This is a genomic window from Sphingorhabdus sp. EL138, assembly GCF_945890115.1.
GTDB lineage: Bacteria > Pseudomonadota > Alphaproteobacteria > Sphingomonadales > Sphingomonadaceae > Sphingorhabdus_B.
In genome coordinates, this window is the sequence record NZ_CAMDCK010000010.1 from 85049 (window position 1) to 108352 (window position 23304).

General features: G+C 54.2%; 23 protein-coding genes and 2 tRNA genes. 18 read left to right on the forward strand and 7 right to left on the reverse strand.

Going from position 1 to position 23304, the window contains the following annotated elements; genetic code table 11:
- Positions 1 to 66 precede the first annotated feature (66 nt).
- The 12 genes from glmM (at position 67) to Q0O07_RS06575 (ending at position 10793) form a co-directional block, all read left to right on the forward strand.
- Positions 67 to 1407, forward strand: coding sequence for a phosphoglucosamine mutase (glmM, locus tag Q0O07_RS06520; RefSeq protein WP_295491782.1), 1341 nt, complete (start codon positions 67 to 69; stop codon positions 1405 to 1407).
- The gene (gene thiD / locus Q0O07_RS06525) at positions 1407 to 2549 is read left to right on the forward strand and encodes a bifunctional hydroxymethylpyrimidine kinase/phosphomethylpyrimidine kinase (protein ID WP_295491784.1); all 1143 of its coding nucleotides are present in this window, start codon (positions 1407 to 1409) and stop codon (positions 2547 to 2549) included. The genes glmM and thiD overlap by 1 nt, the downstream gene beginning before the upstream one ends.
- A complete protein-coding gene (locus Q0O07_RS06530; protein WP_295491832.1) occupies positions 2546 to 3127 on the forward strand; it encodes a ribonuclease HII in 582 nt (193 codons plus the stop codon). Before thiD ends, Q0O07_RS06530 begins: the two co-directional genes overlap by 4 nt.
- A 212-nt stretch (positions 3128 to 3339) precedes the next feature.
- Positions 3340 to 4470: a DNA methyltransferase gene (locus tag Q0O07_RS06535; protein WP_295491786.1), complete on the forward strand. Its 1131-nt coding sequence runs from the start codon at positions 3340 to 3342 to the stop codon at positions 4468 to 4470.
- On the forward strand, positions 4467 to 5558 hold the full coding sequence (gene folP / locus Q0O07_RS06540; RefSeq protein ID WP_295491789.1) for a dihydropteroate synthase: 1092 nt from the start codon (positions 4467 to 4469) through the stop codon (positions 5556 to 5558). Before Q0O07_RS06535 ends, folP begins: the two co-directional genes overlap by 4 nt.
- Positions 5559 to 5637: 79 nt before the next feature.
- Entirely contained in the window at positions 5638 to 6051 is a 414-nt protein-coding gene (locus tag Q0O07_RS06545) for a DUF2177 family protein (RefSeq protein ID WP_295491791.1), read from the forward strand.
- A 274-nt stretch (positions 6052 to 6325) separates the two neighbouring features.
- The gene (locus Q0O07_RS06550; protein ID WP_295491793.1) at positions 6326 to 6460 is read left to right on the forward strand and encodes a hypothetical protein; all 135 of its coding nucleotides are present in this window, start codon (positions 6326 to 6328) and stop codon (positions 6458 to 6460) included.
- A 3-nt stretch (positions 6461 to 6463) separates the two neighbouring features.
- Complete coding sequence (locus Q0O07_RS06555) at positions 6464 to 7591, forward strand: Re/Si-specific NAD(P)(+) transhydrogenase subunit alpha (protein ID WP_295491834.1); 1128 nt, start codon at positions 6464 to 6466, stop codon at positions 7589 to 7591.
- A gap of 267 nt (positions 7592 to 7858) precedes the next feature.
- On the forward strand, positions 7859 to 8278 hold the full coding sequence (locus tag Q0O07_RS06560) for an endonuclease domain-containing protein (protein WP_295491795.1): 420 nt from the start codon (positions 7859 to 7861) through the stop codon (positions 8276 to 8278).
- Complete coding sequence (locus Q0O07_RS06565; RefSeq protein WP_295444945.1) at positions 8278 to 8559, forward strand: NAD(P) transhydrogenase subunit alpha; 282 nt, start codon at positions 8278 to 8280, stop codon at positions 8557 to 8559. The genes Q0O07_RS06560 and Q0O07_RS06565 overlap by 1 nt, the downstream gene beginning before the upstream one ends.
- A gap of 31 nt (positions 8560 to 8590) precedes the next feature.
- Positions 8591 to 9973 carry an NAD(P)(+) transhydrogenase (Re/Si-specific) subunit beta gene (locus tag Q0O07_RS06570; RefSeq protein ID WP_295491836.1) on the forward strand — a complete coding sequence of 461 codons (1383 nt, stop codon included), beginning with the start codon at positions 8591 to 8593 and terminating at the stop codon, positions 9971 to 9973.
- 121 nt (positions 9974 to 10094) lie between these two features.
- The gene (locus Q0O07_RS06575; RefSeq protein WP_295491797.1) at positions 10095 to 10793 is read left to right on the forward strand and encodes an aspartate/glutamate racemase family protein; all 699 of its coding nucleotides are present in this window, start codon (positions 10095 to 10097) and stop codon (positions 10791 to 10793) included.
- A gap of 94 nt (positions 10794 to 10887) precedes the next feature.
- Here the strand turns inward: Q0O07_RS06575 and hspQ are convergent, their stop codons facing one another.
- Positions 10888 to 11238, reverse strand: coding sequence for a heat shock protein HspQ (gene hspQ, locus Q0O07_RS06580; protein ID WP_295491799.1), 351 nt, complete (start codon positions 11236 to 11238; stop codon positions 10888 to 10890).
- Between the two features lie 132 nt (positions 11239 to 11370).
- On the opposite strand from hspQ, the gene Q0O07_RS06585 reads away from it, so the two are divergent.
- Positions 11371 to 11460 (forward strand) — tRNA-Ser (locus tag Q0O07_RS06585).
- A gap of 150 nt (positions 11461 to 11610) precedes the next feature.
- On the opposite strand, the gene Q0O07_RS06590 is transcribed toward Q0O07_RS06585, so the two are convergent.
- The 4 genes from Q0O07_RS06590 to Q0O07_RS06605 all read right to left on the reverse strand — a co-directional run bounded on the left by Q0O07_RS06590 (position 11611) and on the right by Q0O07_RS06605 (position 16893).
- Positions 11611 to 12000 carry a c-type cytochrome gene (locus Q0O07_RS06590; RefSeq protein ID WP_295491801.1) on the reverse strand — a complete coding sequence of 130 codons (390 nt, stop codon included), beginning with the start codon at positions 11998 to 12000 and terminating at the stop codon, positions 11611 to 11613.
- A gap of 54 nt (positions 12001 to 12054) precedes the next feature.
- The gene (katG, locus tag Q0O07_RS06595) at positions 12055 to 14268 is read right to left on the reverse strand and encodes a catalase/peroxidase HPI (protein ID WP_295491803.1); all 2214 of its coding nucleotides are present in this window, start codon (positions 14266 to 14268) and stop codon (positions 12055 to 12057) included.
- A gap of 284 nt (positions 14269 to 14552) precedes the next feature.
- A complete protein-coding gene (locus tag Q0O07_RS06600; protein ID WP_295491805.1) occupies positions 14553 to 15191 on the reverse strand; it encodes a response regulator transcription factor in 639 nt (212 codons plus the stop codon).
- Complete coding sequence (locus Q0O07_RS06605; RefSeq protein ID WP_295491807.1) at positions 15184 to 16893, reverse strand: hypothetical protein; 1710 nt, start codon at positions 16891 to 16893, stop codon at positions 15184 to 15186. The genes Q0O07_RS06600 and Q0O07_RS06605 overlap by 8 nt, the downstream gene beginning before the upstream one ends.
- A gap of 412 nt (positions 16894 to 17305) precedes the next feature.
- Between Q0O07_RS06605 and thyA the strand changes: the two genes are divergently transcribed.
- The 5 genes from thyA to Q0O07_RS06630 all read left to right on the forward strand — a co-directional run bounded on the left by thyA (position 17306) and on the right by Q0O07_RS06630 (position 22307).
- Positions 17306 to 18238, forward strand: a complete 933-nt coding sequence (gene thyA, locus Q0O07_RS06610) for a thymidylate synthase (protein WP_295491809.1) — start codon at positions 17306 to 17308, stop codon at positions 18236 to 18238.
- 108 nt (positions 18239 to 18346) lie between these two features.
- Positions 18347 to 19633 (forward strand): thiamine pyrophosphate-dependent enzyme, encoded by a 1287-nt coding sequence (locus Q0O07_RS06615; protein WP_295491811.1) that lies wholly within the window; start codon positions 18347 to 18349, stop codon positions 19631 to 19633.
- Positions 19633 to 20661, forward strand: coding sequence for an alpha-ketoacid dehydrogenase subunit beta (locus Q0O07_RS06620; protein WP_295491813.1), 1029 nt, complete (start codon positions 19633 to 19635; stop codon positions 20659 to 20661). Before Q0O07_RS06615 ends, Q0O07_RS06620 begins: the two co-directional genes overlap by 1 nt.
- A gap of 4 nt (positions 20662 to 20665) precedes the next feature.
- On the forward strand, positions 20666 to 21928 hold the full coding sequence (locus Q0O07_RS06625) for a dihydrolipoamide acetyltransferase family protein (protein ID WP_295491815.1): 1263 nt from the start codon (positions 20666 to 20668) through the stop codon (positions 21926 to 21928).
- A gap of 302 nt (positions 21929 to 22230) precedes the next feature.
- Positions 22231 to 22307 (forward strand) — tRNA-Asp (locus Q0O07_RS06630).
- A gap of 14 nt (positions 22308 to 22321) precedes the next feature.
- Here Q0O07_RS06630 and Q0O07_RS06635 read toward each other — a convergent pair.
- The gene (locus tag Q0O07_RS06635; RefSeq protein ID WP_295491817.1) at positions 22322 to 22558 is read right to left on the reverse strand and encodes a DUF2842 domain-containing protein; all 237 of its coding nucleotides are present in this window, start codon (positions 22556 to 22558) and stop codon (positions 22322 to 22324) included.
- On the reverse strand, positions 22555 to 23124 hold the full coding sequence (locus tag Q0O07_RS06640) for a 5-formyltetrahydrofolate cyclo-ligase (RefSeq protein WP_295491819.1): 570 nt from the start codon (positions 23122 to 23124) through the stop codon (positions 22555 to 22557). The genes Q0O07_RS06635 and Q0O07_RS06640 overlap by 4 nt, the downstream gene beginning before the upstream one ends.
- Positions 23125 to 23304 lie beyond the last annotated feature (180 nt).

The following is a 23304-nucleotide window of genomic DNA, read 5'->3' on the forward strand; positions in this document are numbered from 1 at the left end:
TATGCAAGGGAGAGGGATAGCAGTGCGGAAAAATCATTGAACAACCGCAAAAGAGCAGGAACGCACATGGCGCGCAAATATTTCGGAACGGACGGTATCAGGGGACGCAGCAACGTCGGTGCCATGACGCCGGAAATGGCTATGAAGGTCGGCCAAGCGGCAGGCACGCATTTCCTGCGAGGTGGACATAGGCATCGCGTCGTCATTGGCAAGGATACGCGATTGTCCGGCTATATGATTGAGAACGCATTAGTCGCTGGCTTCACCAGCGTTGGTATGGATGTTGTTCAGTTTGGCCCGATTCCGACGCCTGCTGTCGCTTTGCTAACACGGTCAATGCGCGCGGATTTGGGCGTGATGATTTCGGCCAGTCACAACCCATATGAGGATAATGGCATCAAGCTATTCGGTCCTGATGGCTTTAAATTGTCGGACGCGGACGAACTGGCGATTGAGGCTTTGCTGGATGTGCAGCTCGCACTGGCGGACGCGGCTGATGTCGGTCGTGCGCGGCGTATTGAAGATAGCCGGGGCCGCTATATCCATGCGATCAAGGCATCCGTACCAGAACATATCCGTTTTGACGGTCTGCATGTGGTGCTCGATTGCGCCAATGGTGCGGCGTACCAAGTCGCGCCGACTGCGATTTGGGAGCTTGGGGCAAAAGTCACGTCAATTGGTATCGAACCCAATGGCAAGAATATCAACGACAAGGTCGGCTCAACGCATGTCACGACGTTGCAGGAAACCGTGGTCGCTGCAGGCGCCGATATTGGTATCGCACTTGATGGCGATGCCGACCGCCTGATCATCGTGGACGAACATGGCCGCATAGTAGACGGCGACCAGATCATGGCATTACTTGGCGGCGCCATGAACCGCAGCGGCAAGCTGACAGGTGGAGGCATTGTCGCGACGGTGATGTCCAATCTTGGGCTCGAACGCTATCTCAAAACGCAGGACTTGCGCCTTATCCGTGCAAAGGTTGGCGATCGCTATGTTCTTGAAGAAATGCGCAAGCACGGCATCAATGTCGGCGGTGAGCAATCGGGCCATATGATCATGTTGGACCATGCAACGACGGGCGATGGCACAATGGCGGCATTGCAGGTCCTGACCCAGCTTGTTACCAGCGGGAGGCCGGCGAGTGAGGTGCTGCACCTGTTCGACCCCGTTCCCCAACTGCTCAAGAATGTTCGCTTTTCCGGTGGCAAGCCACTTGATAACGCAGATGTTCAGGCTGTCATTGCAAAGGCCGAGGCCGAGTTGGCGGGCAATGGCCGTTTGGTGATCCGCCCGTCGGGAACAGAACCCGTCATCCGCGTAATGGCGGAGGGCGATGACGCAGCGCAGGTTGAGCGTATTGTTGATGGCATTTGCGACGCAGTCAGGGCTGCGGCATCCTAATGCTGAACGGCGCACCCGCCCGCATATTGATTATCGCTGGGTCCGACAGCGGCGGCGGCGCAGGGATTCAGGCAGACATCAAAACGGTGACCATGCTAGGTGGCCATGCCATGACGGCGGTGACCGCGATTACCGCGCAAAACACGCTTGGTGTCGATGCCGTGCACATGGTCCCGACGCAATTGGTGATTGACCAAATAAGCGCAGTCGTGAGCGATATTGGCGTGGACGCTGTTAAAATTGGGATGATTGGCAATGCCGATACCGCGCATGCGGTGGCGGACTGTCTTTCGGACCTATCCTGCCCGATCATATTCGACCCCGTTATGGTGGCCACCAGCGGGGCCGTTCTGGCCGATGCCGATACCATTTCGGCATTTGAACGGCTCATGCAGTTGGCCACGCTAACTACGCCTAATCTCCCGGAGATGGAGGCTTTGGGCGGCAAGGATGCCTTGCTCGCGCGGCGCATCCCCTTTCTTTTAAAGGGCGGCCATGCGGACGGGGACGACATTGTCGACGCGCTGCATCTCGCGCCGGGGCAAAGCGAAAGCTGGCGCGATGCGCGGATACAGACGCGGAGCACACATGGCACTGGCTGTAGTTTGGCCACCGCTATCGCAACAGGCTTGGGGCAGGGGATGGACCTTGTCTCCGCCATAGAGCGCGCGCGCCTGTTCGTGCGGCTTGCTTTGCGCGACGCGCCGGGGCTTGGACAAGGTCATGGCCCGATGGGGCATCAATCGGTGCGGGAGGACGCTATGGTCGCTGGCCCGTCGCTCAACCATGTGACCGTGGGATGCCGCGATTATGCAGCGTCGGTCAATTTTTATAAGGCGCTTGGGCTTTCGTTAATCGTCGATAGCCCGTCCAAAGGCTATGCGCGATTTGAAGCGCCCAATGGCGTCACCTTTTCCATATATCAACATGACGATATCGCGACATCGACCATCATCTATTTTGAAAGCAAGCGCCTCGACGCGTGGGTGACAGAACTCGTGAGCCAAGGCTATGCGTTTGAGCAGTTGCCGCAGGATGAAAGCTGGGGCTGGCGTGAGGCGCGCTTGCTGGATCCTGCGGGCAATATTGTGTGTCTTTACAAAGCTGGCGAAAACCGGCGCTACCCCGTTTGGCCGATATGATTTTTGGCGTCGACGAAGCCGGGCGTGGGCCGCTTGCGGGACCGGTGGTGGCGGCAGCCGTTTTATTGTCTAAACCGCGTCCGTCTGGACTGGATGATAGCAAGAAACTGACCGCTGCGCGCCGTGCTGAGTTGGAGGCCACGATCAAACGCCGCTGCCAATGGGCGGTGGGCGTTGTCGAAGTCGAGGACATTGACCGCTTGAACATTTTTGGCGCAACGATGCTGGCCATGACCTTGGCGGTGGATGCCTTATGCGCGAAACTTGGATGCGATCCGCTTGAGGTGTTGGTCGATGGCAATATGACGCCTTCGGGCCGCCGCCCTGAATGGCGCTGGACTGCACGGGCCATTGTCGGCGGTGACGCCATTGAACCCTGCATTTCAGCAGCCTCAATCATTGCCAAAGAACATCGCGACCGGATGATGTATGCGGCGGCGCAACGGCACCCGCATTATGGTTGGGAAAAGAATAAGGGCTATGGCACGCCCGACCATATGGCCGCGCTGCGTGCGCATGGTCCGACGCCGTTGCACCGGAAAAGCTTCGCGCCGGTCGCACAAATGCTTTTGCTGTAATTTTTTTTGCCCAGTGAGTCCTTCGGGTAACACCACTAGGGGTTGAGTCTGCCTAGATTCGCAAGACTCCACATCTTGTGCCGGACTCGTTTCGTTCCGCCTATGTCAACGCTTTACGCCCTTTAATCCGAGGAATCCTAAGCCATCAACGGCCTTGACCCTAGGGCTGTGCTGACTCATTGCAACTTATCAAGCGCCAAGGGGAGCCGGCAATGGGAGTTATTGAGAAAATTAGACCAGCAACAACAGCGAAGCTGGCACCGGCACATGACCTGCCGCGCAATCAGATTTTGAGGATGGACTGCATTGCGGCCATGCGCTCCTTACCTGATTGCTCAATCGACATGGTCTTTGCCGATCCGCCCTATAATTTGCAACTTGGCGGCGATTTATTGCGCCCTGACAATAGCAAGGTCGATGCCGTTGACGATGCATGGGACAAATTTGCAAGCTTTGCCATTTATGACAAATTCACCCGCGAGTGGCTGGCCGAGGCGCGGCGTATTTTGAAGCCCAATGGCTCGCTGTGGGTGATTGGTAGCTACCACAATATCTTTCGCGTTGGCACGGCGGTGCAGGATGCCGGATATTGGATTTTGAATGACATCGTCTGGCGCAAGTCGAACCCGATGCCCAATTTTAAGGGTACACGCTTCACCAACGCCCATGAAACTCTAATCTGGGCGTCGAAAAGCGAGAAGTCGAAATATACCTTCAACTATCGCGCGATGAAGACGTTGAATGACGAACTTCAAATGCGGTCCGATTGGTTGATCCCGATTTGTGGCGGGCAGGAACGGCTGAAGCGCAATGGGGTGAAGGCGCATCCGACGCAAAAGCCGGAGGCGCTGCTATATCGCATATTGCTGGCCTGTACGAAACCAGGTGACGTGGTACTCGATCCGTTTTTTGGAACGGGAACAACCGGCGCGGTTGCCCGCCGTCTTGGCCGTGACTGGATTGGTTGCGAGCGTGAGGCTGTCTATTGTGAAGTCGCTGAGGAGCGCATTGCGGCAGCATTGCCTTTGGACGAAAGCGCCATCAAAACCATGCAGTCACCAAAGTCTGCGCCAAAGGTTGCCTTTGGCCAATTGGTTGAGGCTGGTTATCTCAATCCCGGCACAAAATTGTTTGACCGCAAGCGTCAGTTTGAGGCGATAGTGCGCGCCGATGGCTCTATCCTATGCGGCGTCGTGGACGGATCGATCCACAAAGTCGGTTCGAGCATTCAAAACGCGCCAAGTTGCAACGGTTGGACCTATTGGCATTATGCCGCCGCCGATGGCGCAATGAAGCCGATTGACGACCTGCGCCAAACCTATTTGCTCGCAACCGAGCCGTGAAAAAAATCTATCTTCGTCCCACTGGCTTTGTCGAAAGTCCCCAGCGGCACGAAGGTGAAAGCTTGCGTTTGGCGGGAACCATGCTGTGGTTCTCGCAAATCGAATATAGCACACGCGACAAAGCATCGACGCAGCGGCAGTTGGTGGCCGTTCGCGAATGGGATGATTTTGCCGCGGCACTGCCGCAGTCTGCCCGCGAACGGTGTGCGCTGCTGCTCGACCGTATAACGGCCCCGCGCGCTGCGCTGCAGTTGGGCGCGCATATGATTAGGTTTGATCAGCCGCATGTCATGGCGATTATCAATGCGACCCCAGACAGCTTTTCAGATGGTGGCAAGAATTTAGACCCTGAGATTGCTGCCGAAGCGGCCTTCGCCATGTCGCGCGCGGGTGCGGCTATCATTGACATTGGCGGAGAGTCTACGCGGCCTGGGGCACCATTGGTCTGGGAAGGCGACGAGCTAAGTCGCGTCGCGCCGCTGATCCGCAGGCTCGCTGAAACTGGGACCGCGATCTCCATCGACACGCGCAAGGCGTCCGTTATGGAAGGGGCGTTGCAAGCTGGCGCGACGATGATCAATGACATCTCGGCGCTTTTATACGACGACCGCGCCGTCGAAATTGCCCGCAAAAGCAACGTTCCCGTGGTGTTGATGCACGCCCCGAGCCAAAGCAGCGACCCGCATAAAGACGGCCATTATGATGATGTCGTATACGATGTGTTCGACTGGCTTGAACAGCGGGTTTCGGCGGTCGAAGCTGCAGGGTTGCCGCGTGAAACAATATTGGTCGATCCAGGTATCGGGTTTGGAAAAACACTATCCGATAATCTGGCGATCATCAATAATCTGACGATCTATCATGGACTGGGTTGCGCCTTATTATTTGGCGCAAGCCGCAAAAGATTAATTGGTGCGCTCTCGAATGAGGCGGATGCATCAGACCGTGTTGGCGGTTCAATCTTCCTTGCCATGAAAGCAGTGGAGCAGGGCGCACATATTGTCCGCGTCCATGATGCTGCCGAAACCATACAGGCTATTCGCGTCTGGCGCGGTCTTCGCGATGCGGCGTTGACGGTGCCTATATAGTCTACAGCCAATTGGCTGCCTTGACCCGATGCCCAATAGCGGGCAACTTCACGCCTTCAAGAGGAGTGAAAAAATGCTAATGAAATATATCATTGGGTACATTGCAACTGGCATCGCGTTTGCGGTCATAGACAGTGTCTGGCTGCGGACCATGTACACGCGGCTGTATCAGCCCGAGATTGGCGAAATGATGATGAAGAATGGTTTCCGTTTGGGGCCGGCCATTATTTTTTACCTGCTGTATATTTTGGGCATGATGATCTTTGCGGTCGGGCCAGCGTTATTGACCGGCAAGTGGCAGACTGCGCTTATTTGGGGCGCTTTGTTGGGCTTTTTCTGCTATATGACCTATGATTTGACCAATTATGCCACGTTAAAAGTGTGGAGCATGAAAGTTACCATCCTCGACATCATTTGGGGCACATTTCTGACAGGCTCTGCCTCGCTGGTAGGTTTTTGGATGACGCAAGCTTTGCTTGGCAAAAGCACTTAGGGGCAGGAACACTGAAAGCCACGAAGGTGGATTTAAGTGGTCCTGACCCTAAGCGGCGTCGCTAATCCCAAGGTAGAGACGTTTTTAACGTAAACTCTGTCACCCATTTGCAGTCATGTCCGGCTGCTATGCGGATCCTCCAACTGGGGGTGGTACCGCAAATAGGTAAAGAGCTAATTAAGCAGTCATGATATTTTCTTTGTTCATCGTGCTTGAGCATTGGAAAATCACCAGTTAAGGCGGTGGCGTAACATTGTTTTACTCGGAGGCTGTTTTGACAAACGATCATGACCTTGGACCCGCAAAGGAAACCTATGCGGGTTTCGTCACATTTTTCAAATGGGGCACAATTGTTAGCGCGATTGTAACCGCTATTGTGGTTTTGATCATCGCAAGTCGCGCGGCCTAAATGGTGAAAATTGCTGTCCTGAGGGAAACCACCCAAGGCGAAACGCGCGTTTCCGCATCACCTGAAACCGTCAAGAAATTCATCGCGCTTGGCGCGACGGTTTCAGTCGAGAATGAAGCAGGCGCAGGGGCGTCCATTGGTGATAGCGATTATGCAAATGCCGGTGCTTCCGTTGGAAATCTGTCATCGGTGCTTAAAGACGCAGACATTGTTCTGGGTGTTCAAGGACCAGACCCTAAGGCGTTGAAGGGTATGAAGTCCGGCGCTTGGCTTGTGGCGGGGCTTGACCCCTTTGGCCAGCGGGCACGGGTGGATGCCTATGCTAAGGCTGGCGTAGAGGCGCTGGCGATGGAATTCATGCCGCGCATCACGCGTGCACAGTCGATGGATATATTGTCGTCGCAGTCGAACCTTTCCGGCTACAAAGCTGTTATTGAGGCGGCGTCGGTCTATGGCCGCGCCTTTCCAATGATGATGACTGCTGCTGGTACGGTCAGTGCCGCAAAGGCTTTCATCATGGGTGTGGGCGTTGCCGGGCTACAAGCCATTGCTACAGCGCGTCGTTTGGGCGCGCAGGTTTCGGCTACAGACGTGCGTTCCGCCACGAAGGAACAGATTGAATCCTTGGGTGCAAAAGCGATCTTCGTTGAGAATGTCGCCGGTATCGAAGGCGAGGGCGCTGGCGGTTACGCAACCGAAATGTCGGACGAATATAAAACAGCGCAAGCCGAATTGGTCTCCGCGCATATCGCCAAGCAGGACATCGTCATTACAACGGCGTTGATTCCGGGCCGTCCGGCACCGCGTCTGGTGTCCGACGCGCAAATCGCAAGCATGAAGCCAGGCTCCGTCATTTTCGACCTTGCCGTTGCGCAAGGCGGCAATGTCGAAGGGTCGAAGGCAGATGAGATCGTCATCAAACATGGCGTTAAGATTGTCGGTTACAGCAACACGCCAGCACATTTGGCGGCGGACGCATCGGCGCTCTATGCGCGCAACCTGTTCAATTTCCTGTCCGCTTTTTGGGACAAGGAAGCTGGTATGCCGGTTTTGCCTGATGACGACGAAATTACCGCAGCAATTCGCCTGACCAAAGATGGCAAGGTCGTGAATGAACGGCTTATGTCGTGATGCAAGGTGACGTCCGGGAAGCTGTATCTCGCCATCGCTGGTGGATAATATTGACTGTGGTTGTGATGTTTGGATATTCAGTCAGTAAAGACATGGCGATGCGCGAAAAGGCGGCCGACGCGTTTAACGAGGCTGAGTCCGCCCTGCTCGACGGTAGTGGCCCAGTTGGGGGAGTTAGCTAGGTGATAGGCATAGGTCTGGCTAGGAACAAAATCCTCCCCTTCTGGGGGCGGTGGCAGCGCGAAGCGCTGACGGAGGGGGCCTGAAATGGAAGACCACACCCCAGAAGCTCTGATACTCGCTCGCAAATTACGCGGCGAGATGACTCTGCCGGAAGTTTTGCTGTGGCGTTTGCTAAAAGGCAAGCCGATGGGCTTGAAGTTCCGCAAGCAGCACCCGATCGAAAATTTCGTGTTGGATTTCTACTGCGTCCAAAAGGGCATAGCCATCGAAGTTGATGGCATCGCCCACGACATGGGCAATCGCCCCGAACGTGATGCCAGTCGGGACGCAAAGCTCCGCGCCTTGGGCATTGAAGTTATTCGTGTCCCTGCCGCCGATGTTTTGCGCGACGTTGAAAATGCTGCTGATGCCATCGGGCGCCTTTGTACCGATAGACCCCCACCGTCAGCCCTTCGGGCTGCCACCTCCCCCAATGGGGGAGGATTTACTGGAGCTCACTTATAATGGACTTTATTTCAATTTTATCCATCTTCGTGATGGCCTGTTTTGTGGGCTATTATGTCGTCTGGTCAGTAACACCTGCGCTGCACACGCCGTTGATGGCGGTGACGAACGCGATTTCCTCAGTCATCATCGTCGGTGCGTTGATCGCTGCGGCGGCAGACGGATCAACGACTGCTAAGTGGCTTGGCCTAATTGCGGTTGCCTTGGCTAGCGTCAATATCTTTGGCGGCTTTGCGGTCACGGCCCGCATGCTGGCGATGTACAAGAAAAAGGAGCGTTAAGTTGGAACATGTTGCTCCTCCCGCTTGGGTTATGCTCGCTTATTTGATTTCGGGCGTATTCTTCATATCGGCGCTGCGCGGACTATCGTCGCCGGCAACATCGCAACGCGGTAACCGCTTCGGCATGGCCGGTATGTTGATTGCCGTGGTTACGACTTTGGTCACGCATGAAGTTGCGTCCTTGCCTGAAATTCTGGGTGCAATCGCCATTGGCGGCGGCATTGGTTGGGTTACGGCACGCAAGATTGCCATGACGGACATGCCGCAGCTTGTCGCTGCATTCCACTCTTTGGTGGGTATGGCCGCAGTGCTCGTTGCTGCCGCCGCCTTCCTCAACCCTGTTGCCTTTGGCATTGTCGACGCAGATGGTCTGATAAACCCCGTCAGCCGCGTTGAAATGGGCTTGGGTATCGCCATTGGTGCGATCACCTTTTCAGGGTCAGTCATCGCGTTTCTTAAGCTGGCGGGCAAAATGTCGGGTGCACCTATCCTCTTGCCGTTGCGCCATGTCATCAACTTGACCACTTTGGCGGCGATCCTTGGCCTTATAGGCTACTTCACTGTTGACCAAAGCCCTTGGATTTTCTGGACCGTTACCGCGCTGGCTTTCCTCATTGGCTTCTTGCTGATCATTCCCATCGGCGGCGCGGACATGCCCGTCGTGGTATCGATGCTGAACAGCTATTCCGGTTGGGCCGCCGCTGCCATGGGCTTTACGCTGCATAACACGGCGATGATCATCACCGGCGCATTGGTGGGCTCGTCAGGCGCGATCCTGTCCTACATCATGTGCAAAGCCATGAACCGCAGCTTCATCAGCGTTATCGCGGGCGGCTTTGGTGCCGAGGCAGCCGCCACGGGCGGCCCAGCCAAAGAGCAGCGCCCATGGAAGCGTGGCTCAGCCGAAGATGCCGCCTATATGATGCAGCAGGCGGAGAGCGTTATCATCGTTCCTGGCTACGGCATGGCGGTTGCGCAAGCGCAGCATATTTTGCGCGAAATGGCCGATGTTCTGAAAAAGCAGGGCGTCAGCGTAAAATACGCCATTCACCCTGTCGCGGGGCGGATGCCAGGCCATATGAATGTTTTGCTGGCCGAAGCGCAGGTGCCTTATGATGAGGTGTTTGAGCTTGAGGACATTAACAGCGAATTTGCGCAAACGGACGTTGCCTTCATCATTGGCGCCAATGACGTGGTCAATCCAGCCGCAAAAACTGACAAGACATCGCCGATTTACGGGATGCCTGTTTTTGATGTCGACAAAGCAAAGACCGTGTTCTTCATCAAGCGTTCCATGGGCGGCGTTGGCTATGCGGGCGTCGACAATGACGTGTTCTACATGGATCAAACGATGATGCTTCTCGCCGATGCGAAGAAGATGTGTGAGGACATTGTCAAAGCATTGCAGCACTAAGCCAGAATGTACCACGCATCGCTCCAGCGGAATCTGGAGGGCAGCATGGCTTGCGGTATAATTGACAGGCATGCGTGTGCCCAGCCTTTGCTGGGACGACTGCTGTCGGGGGAAGTTGAACATGCGTAAACTCGGACTGATCGGTGGGTTAAGCTGGTATTCCACCGAAACATATTATGCGCGTATCAATACTCAGGTCCTGCGGCGTACAAATGGTACATGCAATGCACCGTTGCTGATCGAGAGCCTCAATTTCTGTGACGTTGGCAAGGCCAGTACACCGGAAGACTGGGCGCATGTTGCAGATGTGCTAATCGCGTCAGCGCGCCGTCTGGAACAAGCTGGCGCCACCGCCTTGCTCATTTGCGCCAACAGCATGCATAAAGTGTTTGATGCGGTGGCAGGGTCTGTTTCGATCCCGTTCATCCACATTGCCGATGCGGTTGGTGCAAAAATGAAGGCCGATGCCGTTTCATCTGCTGCTTTGCTGGGTACCGCAAATGTCATGGCGGAAAGCTGGTATCGTCAGCGCCTAGTTAAGCATGGTGTTTCCTTGTTGCCCGCCGAAATGGATGATGTGAAAGATCTAGAACGCATCATTTACGACGAACTGATGCACGGCGTGATCAAACGCGATTCCGAACGGACGTTGAAAACGATCATCACCGAAATTGATCAAGAAGGCATCAAAGCGGTTGTGCTGGGTTGTACCGAGTTAAGCATGCTGGTCGACACCAAAGCCAATGTCCTACCTATTTATGACAGCACCGAAATTCATGCTGACGCAGGCGTCGACTGGATTCTTGGGGACCCAAACTAGGCCGTGAACGCATAAAAAGCACCTTCGCGGCATCAAAATGGCAAAGAGATCGAAAGCAAAGGGGCGCCACAGGCGGTCATTCTGCCTGCAAGGTCTACTGACGCATGCGCCGCTTCAATTGATACTGGTCGCCATTCCAACCTTCAAAGACCGCATTAATACCGGGGTGGTTGATTGGACCTTGCTGATGGTCGGCAAGTAAATTCTGCTGGCTCACATAAGCGATATAGCTGCTCTCGGCATTTTCGGCGAACAGATGGTAAAATGGCTGGTCTTTTGACGGCCGTACCTGCTCCGGTATCGATTGATACCATTCCTCGCTATTGGCAAAAACAGGGTCAATGTCGAACACCACGCCGCGAAAATCAAATATGCGGTGGCGCACGACATCACCGATGGAAAACGCCGTTTCCACAATGTCTGGAGAGAGTGTTTGTTCATTCATGGTTACAATATCATATCTTCTGGCGTGCAAATCAACCTTGTGGCTTGGCAAAGCGAAAAACTTCAGTTAATGGCCCCGCTCTGTCATGGGGATGCGCTGTTTTTTCGGCAATGACCAGTCCTTATGAATTGCGGAGAGATGGCTGAGTGGTCGAAAGCACCGCACTCGAAATGCGGCGTGCCGGTGACGGTACCTAGGGTTCGAATCCCTATCTCTCCGCCAATTTTCAATCAAAGATCAGCGGCCTCCTTGCCCTTGCGCGAACCAATTCCTTAACCGCAGCGCGGTACGCTGCCTATCACATTTAACGTTCAGATGCGGTGTTAAACAAGGGTTGCGAATAGCAAGCAACGAAAACAAAACTCGGCCGCATTATAGCGTCAGCAAATATGCAATGACTTGTTCGCGCGATTTAGGATCCTGTATTCCATTGAAAGGCATTTTGGTGCCCGGCACGGTCTTTTTGGGCGAAGTGAGCCAGCGGTCGAGGGTCTTTGCATTCCATGTCAAACCAGACGCCTTCAGGGCAGGGCTATAGGCATAGCCTGCAAGCGAACCGGCCCTTCTGCCGCCGACACCCGCAAGACTTGGCCCGAAGAGGTTTTTGCCAGATTCTGTCGCGTGGCATCCGGCGCATTGGGCAAAAGCAGCGGGCCGCGCCTTTTGCGCTGAGGCAGGGCCAATGGACGTTACCATCAGCGCCATGGCAACGCAGAAGACAGATCCAGACAGGCGCAGCATGAAGGGCACAATATTACTCAAATGGTGGAATGAATGGACGGCGGCGGAATGACCCGCCGCCGCCTTTTTCCGTGTTTACTGGAAACGATCTGCGTTCATTATCTTGTTCCATGCCGCGACAAAGTCGGTCACGAACTTCTGCTTCGCGTCATCCGAAGCGTAGACTTCGGCGACGGCCCGCAATTCGGCATTGGAACCAAACACTAGATCGACTGGCGTTGCGGTCCATTTCGCGGCTCCGGTCGCCCGATCCTTGCCTTCATACAAGCCTGCGTTGGTTGCGGACTTAGCCCAAACAGTATCCATCGACAGCAAATTGGTGAAGAAGTCGTTGGTCAATGTCCCGGGCTTATTGGTGAAGACACCCGCGGTTAAACCACCGGCATTTGCACCCAATACACGCATACCTCCAACCAATACGGTTGTTTCAGCGACGGTAAGCCCAAGCAAGTCCGCTTTGTCGATCAGTGCTTCGGTCGGCCCATAAAAGGCGTCGGAGGCAAAGTAATTGCGGAAACCGTCGGCCTTTGGCTGAAGCTGGTTGAAGGATGCTACGTCCGTCTGGCTCTGCGTTGCATCCACACGTCCTGCGTTGAACGGAACGGTGATGTCCTGCCCAGCGGCCTTCGCAGCCTGTTCAATAGCTGCGTTTCCACCGAGCACGATCAGATCGGCAAGGCTCACTTGCTTGCCACCAGCGGCGCTCTTGTTGAACGCTGTGCGCACGGTTTCAAGCTTGGCAATGACCTTTGCTACTTCAGCGGGATCATTGATAGCCCAATCCTTTTGCGGTGCAAGCCGCAGGCGCGCCCCGTTCGCCCCGCCGCGCATATCTGTCGCACGGAACGAAGACGCCGAAGCCCATGCTGTCCGCACCAGTTCTGCCGTCGTCAGGCCGCTTGCCAATATATTGGACTTCAACTGACCAATATCGGTCATAGTGACCGGCGCGTAGTTTGCGGTTGGGAGTGGATCCTGCCACGTCAACGTGACCTTTGGTGCATCTTTACCCAAATAACGGGCCTGTGGACCCATGTCGCGATGGGTCAGCTTGAACCAAGCTTGCGCAAAGGCGTCTGCAAATTCCTGCGGATTTTTCTGCCAACGCTGCGTGATTTTCCGGAAGCCGGGGTCTTCACGCATTGCGATATCGGTGGTGAACATGATGGGCGCGTGACGCACGTCCGCACGAAACGCATCGGGTACCATATTGGCGGCGGCTGGGTCACTTGGGATCCACTGAGTGGCTCCTGCAGGGCTTTTGGTTTTTACCCATTCGAAATTGTACAGATTATCCAAATATTGGGTGGTGAAGGCGATTGGGTTTGACGTCCATGCGCCTTCCAATCCGCTGGTAATTGTGTCTTCCGAGTGGCCTTTGCCACATTTGTTTTTCCAGCCAAGGCCCTGTTGTTCGATAGGGGACACGCCAGGATCACCGGCAACGCACGCTTCTGGCTTGCGTGCGCCATGCGCTTTACCAAAGGTGTGACCGCCGGCGATGAGGGCAGCGGTTTCGGCATCGTTCATCGCCATAGAACTGAAGGCGCGACGGATTTCGGCGGCTGCGGCAAGTGGGTCGGGAACACCGTTAGGACCCTCTGGGTTAACGTAGATCAGGCCCATTTGCGATGCGGCCAATGGTCCTTTGATATTGCCCTTGGCGTCACGGCGGCGGTCAGCCAAAAGTTCGGCTTCAGGACCCCAGAAGACAAGGTCAGGCTGCCATGAATCCACGCGACCGCCTGCAAAGCCGAGAGTTTTGAAGCCCATATCTTCCATGGCAACATTGCCCGTCAGAACCATGAGGTCACCCCATGAGAGCTTGCGGCCATATTTCTGCTTGATAGGCCATACGAGGCGACGTGCCTTGTCCAAATTGGCGTTATCAGGCCACGAGTTCAACGGCTCAAACCGGAGTTCACCGCCATCTGATCCACCGCGTCCGTCGCCCGTGCGATATGTACCCGCGCTGTGCCATGCCATACGGATGAAGAATGGGCCATAATGCCCATAATCCGCTGGCCACCAAGGCTGTGACGTGGTCAGTGCCTTGCGGATGTCAGCCTTTACGGCGTCAAGGTCGAGCGAGGCAAATTCAGCGGCATAGTTAAAACCGTCGCCATAGGGATTTGCGCGCGCTTCATTCTGGCGCAAGGCGGTAAGGTCAACTGTCTTTGGCCACCACTCGGTTTTTGTCTCTGCGGTTTCGGCAACTGCTGCGGTGGTGAGTGCCATCGATGATGTGGCGGCCAGCAAGGCGACAGTGAGGATGTTGCGTATTTTCATGGCGTGAAGACTCTCCTAATGTACCTTGGATTTTCCTGAGGTTATTGACGTCATAATGATGATTTTGCTGGGAACCCAATGAGATTGATTTGTTAGAATAATCGATTGTATTGATGAAAGCCCGTTTTTGGCGACAGACATGGCATTGGTCGTGGCACTTTTGGCATTCGAGAGTTGCGCAAGCAGGGGTTGCAAACGGACGCTGGTGAGCGGTGTGATCACCGCCGCTTTTGCTTACTGGCCCGTCCTATTTGCCAATTTGCCTTAGGGTCAGACGTAAAAGGTCAATTCTGCCCAGAACGCATGCCTTCGCGTTTCACGATCAATTCCGCACGAGAGGCAACACCAAGTTTTCGGAATACACTGTTGAGGTGGATTTTAACCGTGCCTTCGGTCAATGCGCATCGATCTGCAATTTGGCGGTTGCGTAATCCTAAACACACAAGCTCAACAATCTCCATCTCTCTCTTGGTCAAAAGATCATCAGAACGGATGCCCCGGCTCGGTTTATCAACGGAATATTGCAATGCTGGCTCGGTAACACCACGCTCGAACCACTTGCCGCCGGCTAATATGGTGTTCATGCCATTAATAATGACTTCAGGATCGCTATCTTTTAAAGCTATGCCTTTGACGCCAAGACGCATGGCCTCAATGGTCTGCTCAGGGTCGAGATGGACCGTCAGGAACATCGCGGGAATATCCGGATAATGTAAGCGCATATGCCGCAAGACCCGCAGTCCGCCACCGCCATGCATCGTAACATCAAGCATCGCAAGATCAGGTCGCGCAGTATCCAACTTGGCAATCGCCTCATCTACAGACAGGGCCGTATCAACCGTGAAGTCGCAGCTGTTTTCTAAATATTGGCTGAAGCCATGTAAGAAGAAGGGATGGTCGTCTACTACAAGAATGCTAGTCATTCTCTATCTGCTGCATAGGAATACGGATCGATAACAACGCTCCTTTCCCAAGCCCCTCCACATATGCCTCACCGTTCACAAGTCTTAATCGTTCGCGCAATGAAGCTGATTTCAATGTTAATGCAGGCTTTTTATCAACCTGCGGCTCCTCAAGCGGTTGGTTTAAATCAATAACCGCCATCATGAGCGCATCTTGCTTGAGCGATAGTGCAACTGTCAAGGATTTGCTTTTGGCATGGCGAACAGCATTCGTAATCACCTCGCGTAATAAATGCTCAATATTGAATGCCGATTCCGTATCGACCGGTATGGCGGGCTCTTCCGATGCTAGCTTTACTTCAATACCCCATTGCAAGGAAATGGTTCGGACACACATATCTATCTGGGACACCAGATTAACGGTATAATCGGCCGTCTCGTTGCGTTCCAAAAAACCGCGAAGGCGAATTTGTTCCAAGGTTATAATATCAACCGCTTTCCTAATCTCCAGTTCAACGGGGTGTTGGGTCACATCCTCGCGCTTCGTCAGGAGCAATAACCGCATCCGCAATGCGGCAAGTGTTTGTAAAACGCCGTCGTGTAGATCGCGGCGCGCCACATCATGCGCATCTGCTATAAAATTGCGTTGAGCGGTCGCGACTTTTCCTAAATATTCGGCCATTTCTGTCACATGACGACCGACGAACGAAGCCTCTGCAATTATTACGGCATCAATGTGGTTGTTTATGGCGCAGATAAACCCACCGCGCATATGGTCAATCTGCAGGTGTTGAACCAAGGCTGATCTGATGTCAGCGCGACGGAGCACATGCGCAATGCGCTGCTCATTTTCATCAAAGGGCCGATAACGCCCGGTATCGGGTAAGATCACGCGGTTAAGCTGTGTGTCAAAAAGACTGTAACCAATCGGTAAATTGTGCAGCGCGTTCATCAGCTCTTCACGTTCTTGCTCCTTCTGCAAAATCGGGAGATTGCAATGATGATATTGGCCTGTCGCATAATGCGACGGTATTTGCACCAGACAAGCAGCCCGTTGCGGCCCAAACAAAAATGCGGAGGCATTTGTCAACGCTTGCAGGTCAAACTTAAACGATTTTTCAAGGGAGAGGGTGTGCAGAGACGAAAACTGTATGCTGAAAAGCTTTAAGCGGTATTTCCGGCTTGCCGATATCATGACCATGCCCATCGCCAGGAGCAACATCACTTGGGATATGGCTTCTGATAGCTTCGACCCGGCAATAATCGTAGGTAGGGGAGCCCCAGAAAGCTGCACAACAAGGTAACGCAGCAGAAACACACCCACGCCAATAGCAAAAGCGGCCAGTAAATGTTTACCTTTCAGCTCGATTGTTATCGCAATCACACCAACGCACACCGCAAAGGCCGTAAAGGGTATCGTCGCCATCTCGACCCCCCGAAGCAGTATAATGGCACAGAGGATCAACACCGCGTCGCCGACAACACACGCGCGGAGCATCCGTGTTTGCAGCAGTTGGCCGCTAACAGCCAGCATTGTCGTTACGGCAGTCCAGCCAAGGCAAGCGTAAAAGTAAAATTGCAGTGACGTGGTAAAAATGAGATCAGCCGAAGATGCCGATAAAGCTAAAAATGCGATGCTACATAGCAATATGCGTAAGATAGGCCACGCCCATAAAATAATGGCCGTAGGTAATCGATTTAGCATTTGACCGGATGTCTGCATTTTTATGTCTGCATTTTTGAACTCGCCAACATAATCATAATATAACTTTTAATCTAATACAAGTGTTATACTTCTGAATAATAATGGTAAAAATTGTTTAACATTCTTGCCAATCGATTGCAGTTGGTGATTACTACCCAAGGTAGGAATCAGTTTCACCATTCTAGGGTCGCCCACTGGAATGGCAAACCTAACAGCTCGCATTGTCGAGCCCGGGGTTTGCACACATTAGGATAAGGGCATCATGGCCACCGTATATTGTCCGAGGACAGGCGTTTGCATGTGTTCCGGCACATGATTGTCACAGTTTTCTGTGGTCCATGCCGTTCGCCAACGGTGTTGGCATTTCCAGATCCCAAAAGTGCATATTGGCAAGGTTGCAAAAATATTGTCCGGCGCTTAGCGATAGCGCATGCACAATAAGCTACATTATGAAGACCAATATCTGTCGCTGATGCGCCGCATCTGGGAAAATGGCACAGTTCAGCGCGATCGGACGGGCGTTGGGACGAAGGCACTGTTCGGCGCAACTATGCGTTTTTCGCTCGCCGATGATGCGATTCCCTTGCTGACAACAAAGCGGGTCTATTGGAAGACAGCCGCGCGCGAAATGCTGTGGTTCCTGACGGGAAACACGAATATCCGGCCATTGCTGGAGCAGAAGGTCAAGATATGGACCGATTGGCCGCTGGACCGCTATCGTCGCGAAACGGGCATCGCCATTTCGCAAGATGATTTTGAACAACGCATCATACAGGATGCCGATTTCGCCGAAAAATGGGGGGACCTTGGCCCTGTTTATGGGGCGCAATGGGTGAATTGGCCACGTTACGAAGCCGCAGAGAACGGACTATTCCGCCGAGCGGAAAAGGGCATTGATCAGGTCAGCCTGTTGGTCGAAAGCCTGAAAAAGAATCCGGGTTCGCGCCGACACATCATTGAAGGCTGGAATGTTGCGGAACTGGATCAAATGGCACTGCCGCCATGCCATAAAACCTACCAATTTCATGTCGCAGATGGCGTTTTGAGCTGCATCTTATTCCAACGCTCATGCGATTTGGGGCTTGGCTTTGCCTTTAATGCGTTTTCGGCGGCGTTGCTGACGCGTATGCTCGCGGCGGTATGTGGATATCAAGCGGGTGAACTGATCTGGCAGGGCGGGGATGTGCATGTATATCTTAACCATGCGCCATTGGTCGAAGAACAATTGTCGCGGACACCTTCGGGCGCCCCCAAGCTACATCTGCTGCGTACACCGGACAGCATTTTCGACTTCCGCATCGAAGATTTCGAAGTTGTCGATTATCATCCGCAGGCCCATATTTCCGCGCCCGTCGCGGTATAAGCTCTATTTAGGTCAGCTATATTGACCTAAAGTCATGTTTGAAATATTATAACAAGCATGGATAATAAACTGCCTGAGTCGTTCAGGTGGTTTTGGGCGGAGATGGACATGGTGCAATCTACGAAAGACAATCTCGCGCCGCTGCATCTGCATATCCCCGAACCCAAATTCCGTCCCGGTGATGTCGCCGACTTTAGCGATATCATTGTGCCAGCGGTCGATGCCCATCCGCGCCCAGACGAACATGTGATGCCGGCCGATATTCATCCTTTGGCCTATGGCCTTGTCCGTGTTTTGGGCGATGACCATGTGGCATCGGGCAGTTGGAACCCCGGACTTGATGTCGCTACTCTAAAGGTCATGTTGCGAAGAATGCTGCTTTTGCGTGCTTTTGATGATCGTATGTTTCGGGCACAGCGGCAGGGCAAAACGAGCTTCTACATGAAGTCCTTTGGCGAGGAGGCGACGTCGGTTGCAACGACAATGGCGCTGCATTTTGACGACATGTGTTTCCCAAGCTATCGCCAGCAGGGCATATTGATCACCCGCGATTATCCGCTCGTCGATATGATGAACCAGATTTATTCCAACCGTGGCGACCGGCTGAAGGGCCGCCAATTGCCGATTATGTATTCAGCCAAGGATTACGGTTTTTTCAGCATATCGGGCAATCTGACCACGCAATATCCGCAGGCCGTTGGTTGGGCGATGGCATCTGCTTCGCGCGGAGATACCCGTATTTCAGCGGTTTGGTGCGGTGACGGATCAACGGCGGAGGGGGATTTTCATAACGCCCTGACCTTTGCCGCTGTCTACAACGCGCCAGTTGTTTTTCAGGTTGTGAACAACCAATGGGCGATTTCGTCCTTTTCCGGTTTTGCCGGAAGCGAGCGGACGACCTTCGCCGCGCGCGCCATCGGTTATGGCATAGCTGGCTTGCGCGTTGACGGCAATGACCCGCTGGCGGTGTACGCGGCGATGCAATGGGCGGCGAACCGCGCACGGACCAATGGCGGGCCAACGCTGATTGAATATTTCACATATCGCGGCGAGGGGCATTCCACCTCGGACGACCCCGGCGCTTATCGGGCGGCAGAGGAGTATAAGTTGTGGCCGTTGGGCGACCCCGTCACGCGGTTGAAGGACCACCTTATCACTATCGGCGCGTGGAGCGATGCACAGCATGAGGCGCTGCTTGTCGAACTCTCCGAATATGTGAAGGCTATTCAAAAAGAAGCCGAACAAAATGGCATATTGGGCCATGGCTTGCATCATCCGTTCGAGACGATGTTCGAGGATGTGTTCGAAGAAATGCCATGGCATTTGAAAGAGCAATGCGCGCAAATGTTAGAGGAACAAGAGGATAAATTTGGCCCTGATTGGGAGGCGCGTTGATGCTAAAGCCTGCCACAAAAACCATGAACATGATTGAGGCGATTAACAGCGCGTTGGATATCATGCTCGCCAAAGACCCCGACGTCGTCATCATGGGCGAGGATGTTGGCTATTTTGGCGGCGTGTTCCGCGCGACGGCGGGGTTGCAAGCCAAGCATGGCAAAACACGTGTGTTCGATACCCCGATTAGCGAATGCGGCATCATTGGCGTTGGCGTCGGCATGGCGGCCTATGGCCTTCGCCCCGTGCCGGAAATCCAATTTGCCGATTATATCTATCCCGGTCTTGACCAATTGGTCAGTGAGGCGGCGCGCTTGCGCTACCGTTCGGCCAATGATTTCATTTGCCCTATGACGGTGCGTTCGCCTTTTGGTGGCGGCATCTTTGGCGGCCAGACGCATAGCCAAAGCCCGGAGAGCATGTTCACCCATGTCTGCGGGATTAAGACCGTCATTCCAGCCACCCCTTATGATGCCAAGGGCCTTTTGATTGCGGCCATTGAAGACAATGATCCTGTTGTGTTTTTCGAACCCAAGCGCATCTATAATGGCCCGTTCACCGGCTATTATGACCGCCCCGTTGAGCCATGGTCAAAGCATGAAGGCAGTGACGTTCCGCAAGGCTATTATCGCATTGATCTGGGCAAGGCTGCGGTTGTGCGGGAAGGTGCGGCGGTGACCGTTTTGACCTATGGCACTATGGTCCACGTTGTGAAGGCTGTCGTGGCCGAACATGGTATTGACGCGGAAATCATAGATCTGCGAACATTGCTGCCGCTGGATATAGAAACCATCGAAGCATCTGTTAAGAAAACAGGTCGCTGCATGGTGGTGCATGAAGCGACGCGAACAAGCGGGTTTGGCGCGGAACTGGCCGCGCAAGTGCAAGAGCGTTGCTTCTATCATCTTGAGGCACCGGTTGAACGCGTCACGGGTTTTGATACGCCATATCCCCACAGCCTTGAATGGGCCTATTTCCCCGGACCCGTGCGCCTTGCCCGCGCCTTTGACAAGATCATGAAGGACTGAAGCGATGCCGAAATTTACATTCAATCTGCCGGACATTGGTGAAGGCATTGCAGAGGCCGAAATCGTCGCTTGGCATGTAAAGGTTGGGGACATCATTACCGAAGATCAGCCTTTGGCCGACATGATGACTGACAAAGCGACGGTTGAAATGGAAAGCCCGGTTTCGGGCGTTGTCATTAAGGTTGCGGGCGACGCTGGCGATGTGATTGCTATTGGCGCGATGCTTGTGGAAATTGAGGTCGCTGGCGATGCCAGCATCGAGACTGTAGCGGCAGCGACAGCAAAAGAACCGATATTGGCCGTAGTAGCGGATGAAAATCCGCACGCGCCGGAGCCTGTCACTATGGCAGAGGTTACCTTACCACCCGTTGCCCCGACAGCCAAGCAACCTGCCATGGCCGCCGTCGACAAGGTCACGGCATCGCCCGCCGTTCGCCAGCGCGCCAAAGACCTTGGGGTCGACTTGGCGGACGTCAAGGCAGCAGGCGGGCATGTTCGTCATGCCGATCTTGACGCGTTTTTAACTTATGGAACGCAGTTGGGCTATCGCCCTGCGCACATTCAAGCGCGGCGCGCGGATGAGGCTATCAAAGTCATTGGAATGCGCCGCCGGATTGCCGACAATATGGCGGCGTCGAAACGGCACATCCCGCATTTCACTTATGTCGAGGAAATTGACGTGACCGCCATCGAAGCGATGCGCGCGGATTTAAACGCCAATCGCGGTTCAAAGCCAAAGCTGACGATGTTGCCGATGCTGATCGTCGCCATTTGCAAGACCATCCCGAAATTCCCCATGATAAACGCACGGTTCGATGATGAAGCAGGGGTCGTCACCCGTCATGGCGCTGTGCATTTGGGTATGGCGACGCAGACCGATGCTGGCCTGATGGTGCCCGTTATCCGCGATGCGCAAGACCGCAATATCTGGCAATTGGCTATCGAAATTGCGCGGCTTGCCGACGCGGCGCGCAGTGGCTCGGCGACAAGCGAGGAGCTATCGGGTTCAACGCTGACAATTACATCGTTGGGCCCGCTCGGCGGGATTGCGACCACACCCGTTATCAATCGTCCAGAAGTGGCCATTATTGGCCCGAACAAAATTGTCGAACGCCCCATGTTTGTTGGCGACACTATCGAAGCTCGCAAGTTGATGAACCTGTCGATCAGCTGCGACCACCGCGTCGTTGATGGTTGGGATGCCGCCAATTATGTTCAGGCGCTTAAAAAACTGATTGAGACGCCCGTTTTGTTATTCGCCGACTAATGCCGAAAGCGGCTGGGGCACCCGGTAGAGCGCCCGTTTAAAATCAATCGGGACCGGAGAGGCTGCAGGAGCACTTGCGCGACGCGTAGGGGCTTAAGAACGATCATCGTTGCTTGCGCCGAACCAACGCCTATGCGCGCGCTCTACGAGCCTTCCAAGAGGCGTCTAGGCGACATTATTGGATCAATCATGTGTTGCGTGCCCCAAAATGGGGAAGGGTTATGTCGCGGAATATGCCCTTTTATGACAAATGGCGTTGACAGAATCTTGCGCCGCTTATAGTGCGCCCCAACCGCAAGTTAGCGGGTGTAGCTCAGTTGGTTAGAGCGCCGGCCTGTCACGCCGGAGGTCGCGGGTTCGAGCCCCGTCACTCGCGCCACTTCTTTCAAGTTTTTAGACTTGAGGTGGTGCGCGGAACGATCCCGTCTCCATCCAGATCATCAGTGGTCGCATTGGCGCTATCCAGATAGTACCTGCGACCAGATAGATAACGCTCTGGATAGCGATGTTCTGCGCCCCGATAAAATCGGATGCGCTGACGATGATTCCCGACCAGATCAAGATAATCAGCAATATCGCGAGCATTCCCGCAGGTTTCCGCCAAGTGGGTTGTTTAAGTGGTGTCGTCATAAAGTTATCCAAGATTTTTCAGTGAGTATAGCGTCAAGTGGCATATCCCAAATGTCCGATGCAAGCACCGGCGCATGTTGAACGGACCATGCAAGGCCAATGGCGACGGCGTGGTCTAGCAAGCTCAAGGCGCGGTCATAATGCCCTGCGCCCTGTCCAAGCCGCATCAACCGGTCATCAAAGGCCACTAAGGGCGTTAGAATGAGGTCTGGCGTGCATAACGGGGCATGTTCGGCAGGTTGTTGCAATCCGAAGGGGCCGAGCACCAGATCATCACCGGGCGTCCAACGCAGGAAACGCATCGGCGCGGTCTTGCTCGTGACGTGGGGAAGGGCGATGTCGCAACCCATTTGATGCGCCTGGGTCAACAATGCCGCAGGATCTACCTCAGATCCCATGGCGATGTAACCAGCTACGATTTTGCCAGGCAAAAGATATCGGACCAAAGGGCTTGGTATTTTGGAGAAGGCCAGCGCATGATCCTGCGGCAACAGGGAGTCTACAAACCGGTCACGCTTATCGCGGAATTCCATCCGCTGCGACTGCTTGTCAAAATCTGGTTGCACAATTCTTCCTGAAAAATGTTGGCGGAACCACCATGGGTCGTTTCCCGGAATATCCTCTGACGCCAGGACGTCAGGTGGGCACCGTGTGATCTGGACCTTAAGGTTTCCCAAACGGCCCAGGCAGGGACAGCTCCCTTAGATAGATAATCGCCTCAGGGATGTTCTCATCAGTTCGTGCCG

Coding starts and splice junctions, on each gene's coding strand:
- Q0O07_RS06625 (WP_295491815.1), top strand. CDS start 20,666: ATGCCGAAATTTACATTCAATCTGCCGGACATTGGTGAAGGCATTGCA.
- katG (WP_295491803.1), bottom strand. CDS start 14,268: ATGAAAATACGCAACATCCTCACTGTCGCCTTGCTGGCCGCCACATCA.
- Q0O07_RS06535 (WP_295491786.1), top strand. CDS start 3,340: ATGGGAGTTATTGAGAAAATTAGACCAGCAACAACAGCGAAGCTGGCA.
- Q0O07_RS06635 (WP_295491817.1), bottom strand. CDS start 22,558: ATGACGACACCACTTAAACAACCCACTTGGCGGAAACCTGCGGGAATG.
- Q0O07_RS06605 (WP_295491807.1), bottom strand. CDS start 16,893: ATGCAGACATCCGGTCAAATGCTAAATCGATTACCTACGGCCATTATT.
- Q0O07_RS06560 (WP_295491795.1), top strand. CDS start 7,859: ATGGAAGACCACACCCCAGAAGCTCTGATACTCGCTCGCAAATTACGC.
- Q0O07_RS06575 (WP_295491797.1), top strand. CDS start 10,095: ATGCGTAAACTCGGACTGATCGGTGGGTTAAGCTGGTATTCCACCGAA.
- Q0O07_RS06600 (WP_295491805.1), bottom strand. CDS start 15,191: ATGACTAGCATTCTTGTAGTAGACGACCATCCCTTCTTCTTACATGGC.
- thiD (WP_295491784.1), top strand. CDS start 1,407: ATGCTGAACGGCGCACCCGCCCGCATATTGATTATCGCTGGGTCCGAC.
- glmM (WP_295491782.1), top strand. CDS start 67: ATGGCGCGCAAATATTTCGGAACGGACGGTATCAGGGGACGCAGCAAC.
- hspQ (WP_295491799.1), bottom strand. CDS start 11,238: ATGAATGAACAAACACTCTCTCCAGACATTGTGGAAACGGCGTTTTCC.
- Q0O07_RS06570 (WP_295491836.1), top strand. CDS start 8,591: ATGCTCGCTTATTTGATTTCGGGCGTATTCTTCATATCGGCGCTGCGC.
- Q0O07_RS06565 (WP_295444945.1), top strand. CDS start 8,278: ATGGACTTTATTTCAATTTTATCCATCTTCGTGATGGCCTGTTTTGTG.
- thyA (WP_295491809.1), top strand. CDS start 17,306: ATGCACAATAAGCTACATTATGAAGACCAATATCTGTCGCTGATGCGC.
- Q0O07_RS06530 (WP_295491832.1), top strand. CDS start 2,546: ATGATTTTTGGCGTCGACGAAGCCGGGCGTGGGCCGCTTGCGGGACCG.
- Q0O07_RS06615 (WP_295491811.1), top strand. CDS start 18,347: ATGGTGCAATCTACGAAAGACAATCTCGCGCCGCTGCATCTGCATATC.
- Q0O07_RS06545 (WP_295491791.1), top strand. CDS start 5,638: ATGAAATATATCATTGGGTACATTGCAACTGGCATCGCGTTTGCGGTC.
- Q0O07_RS06620 (WP_295491813.1), top strand. CDS start 19,633: ATGCTAAAGCCTGCCACAAAAACCATGAACATGATTGAGGCGATTAAC.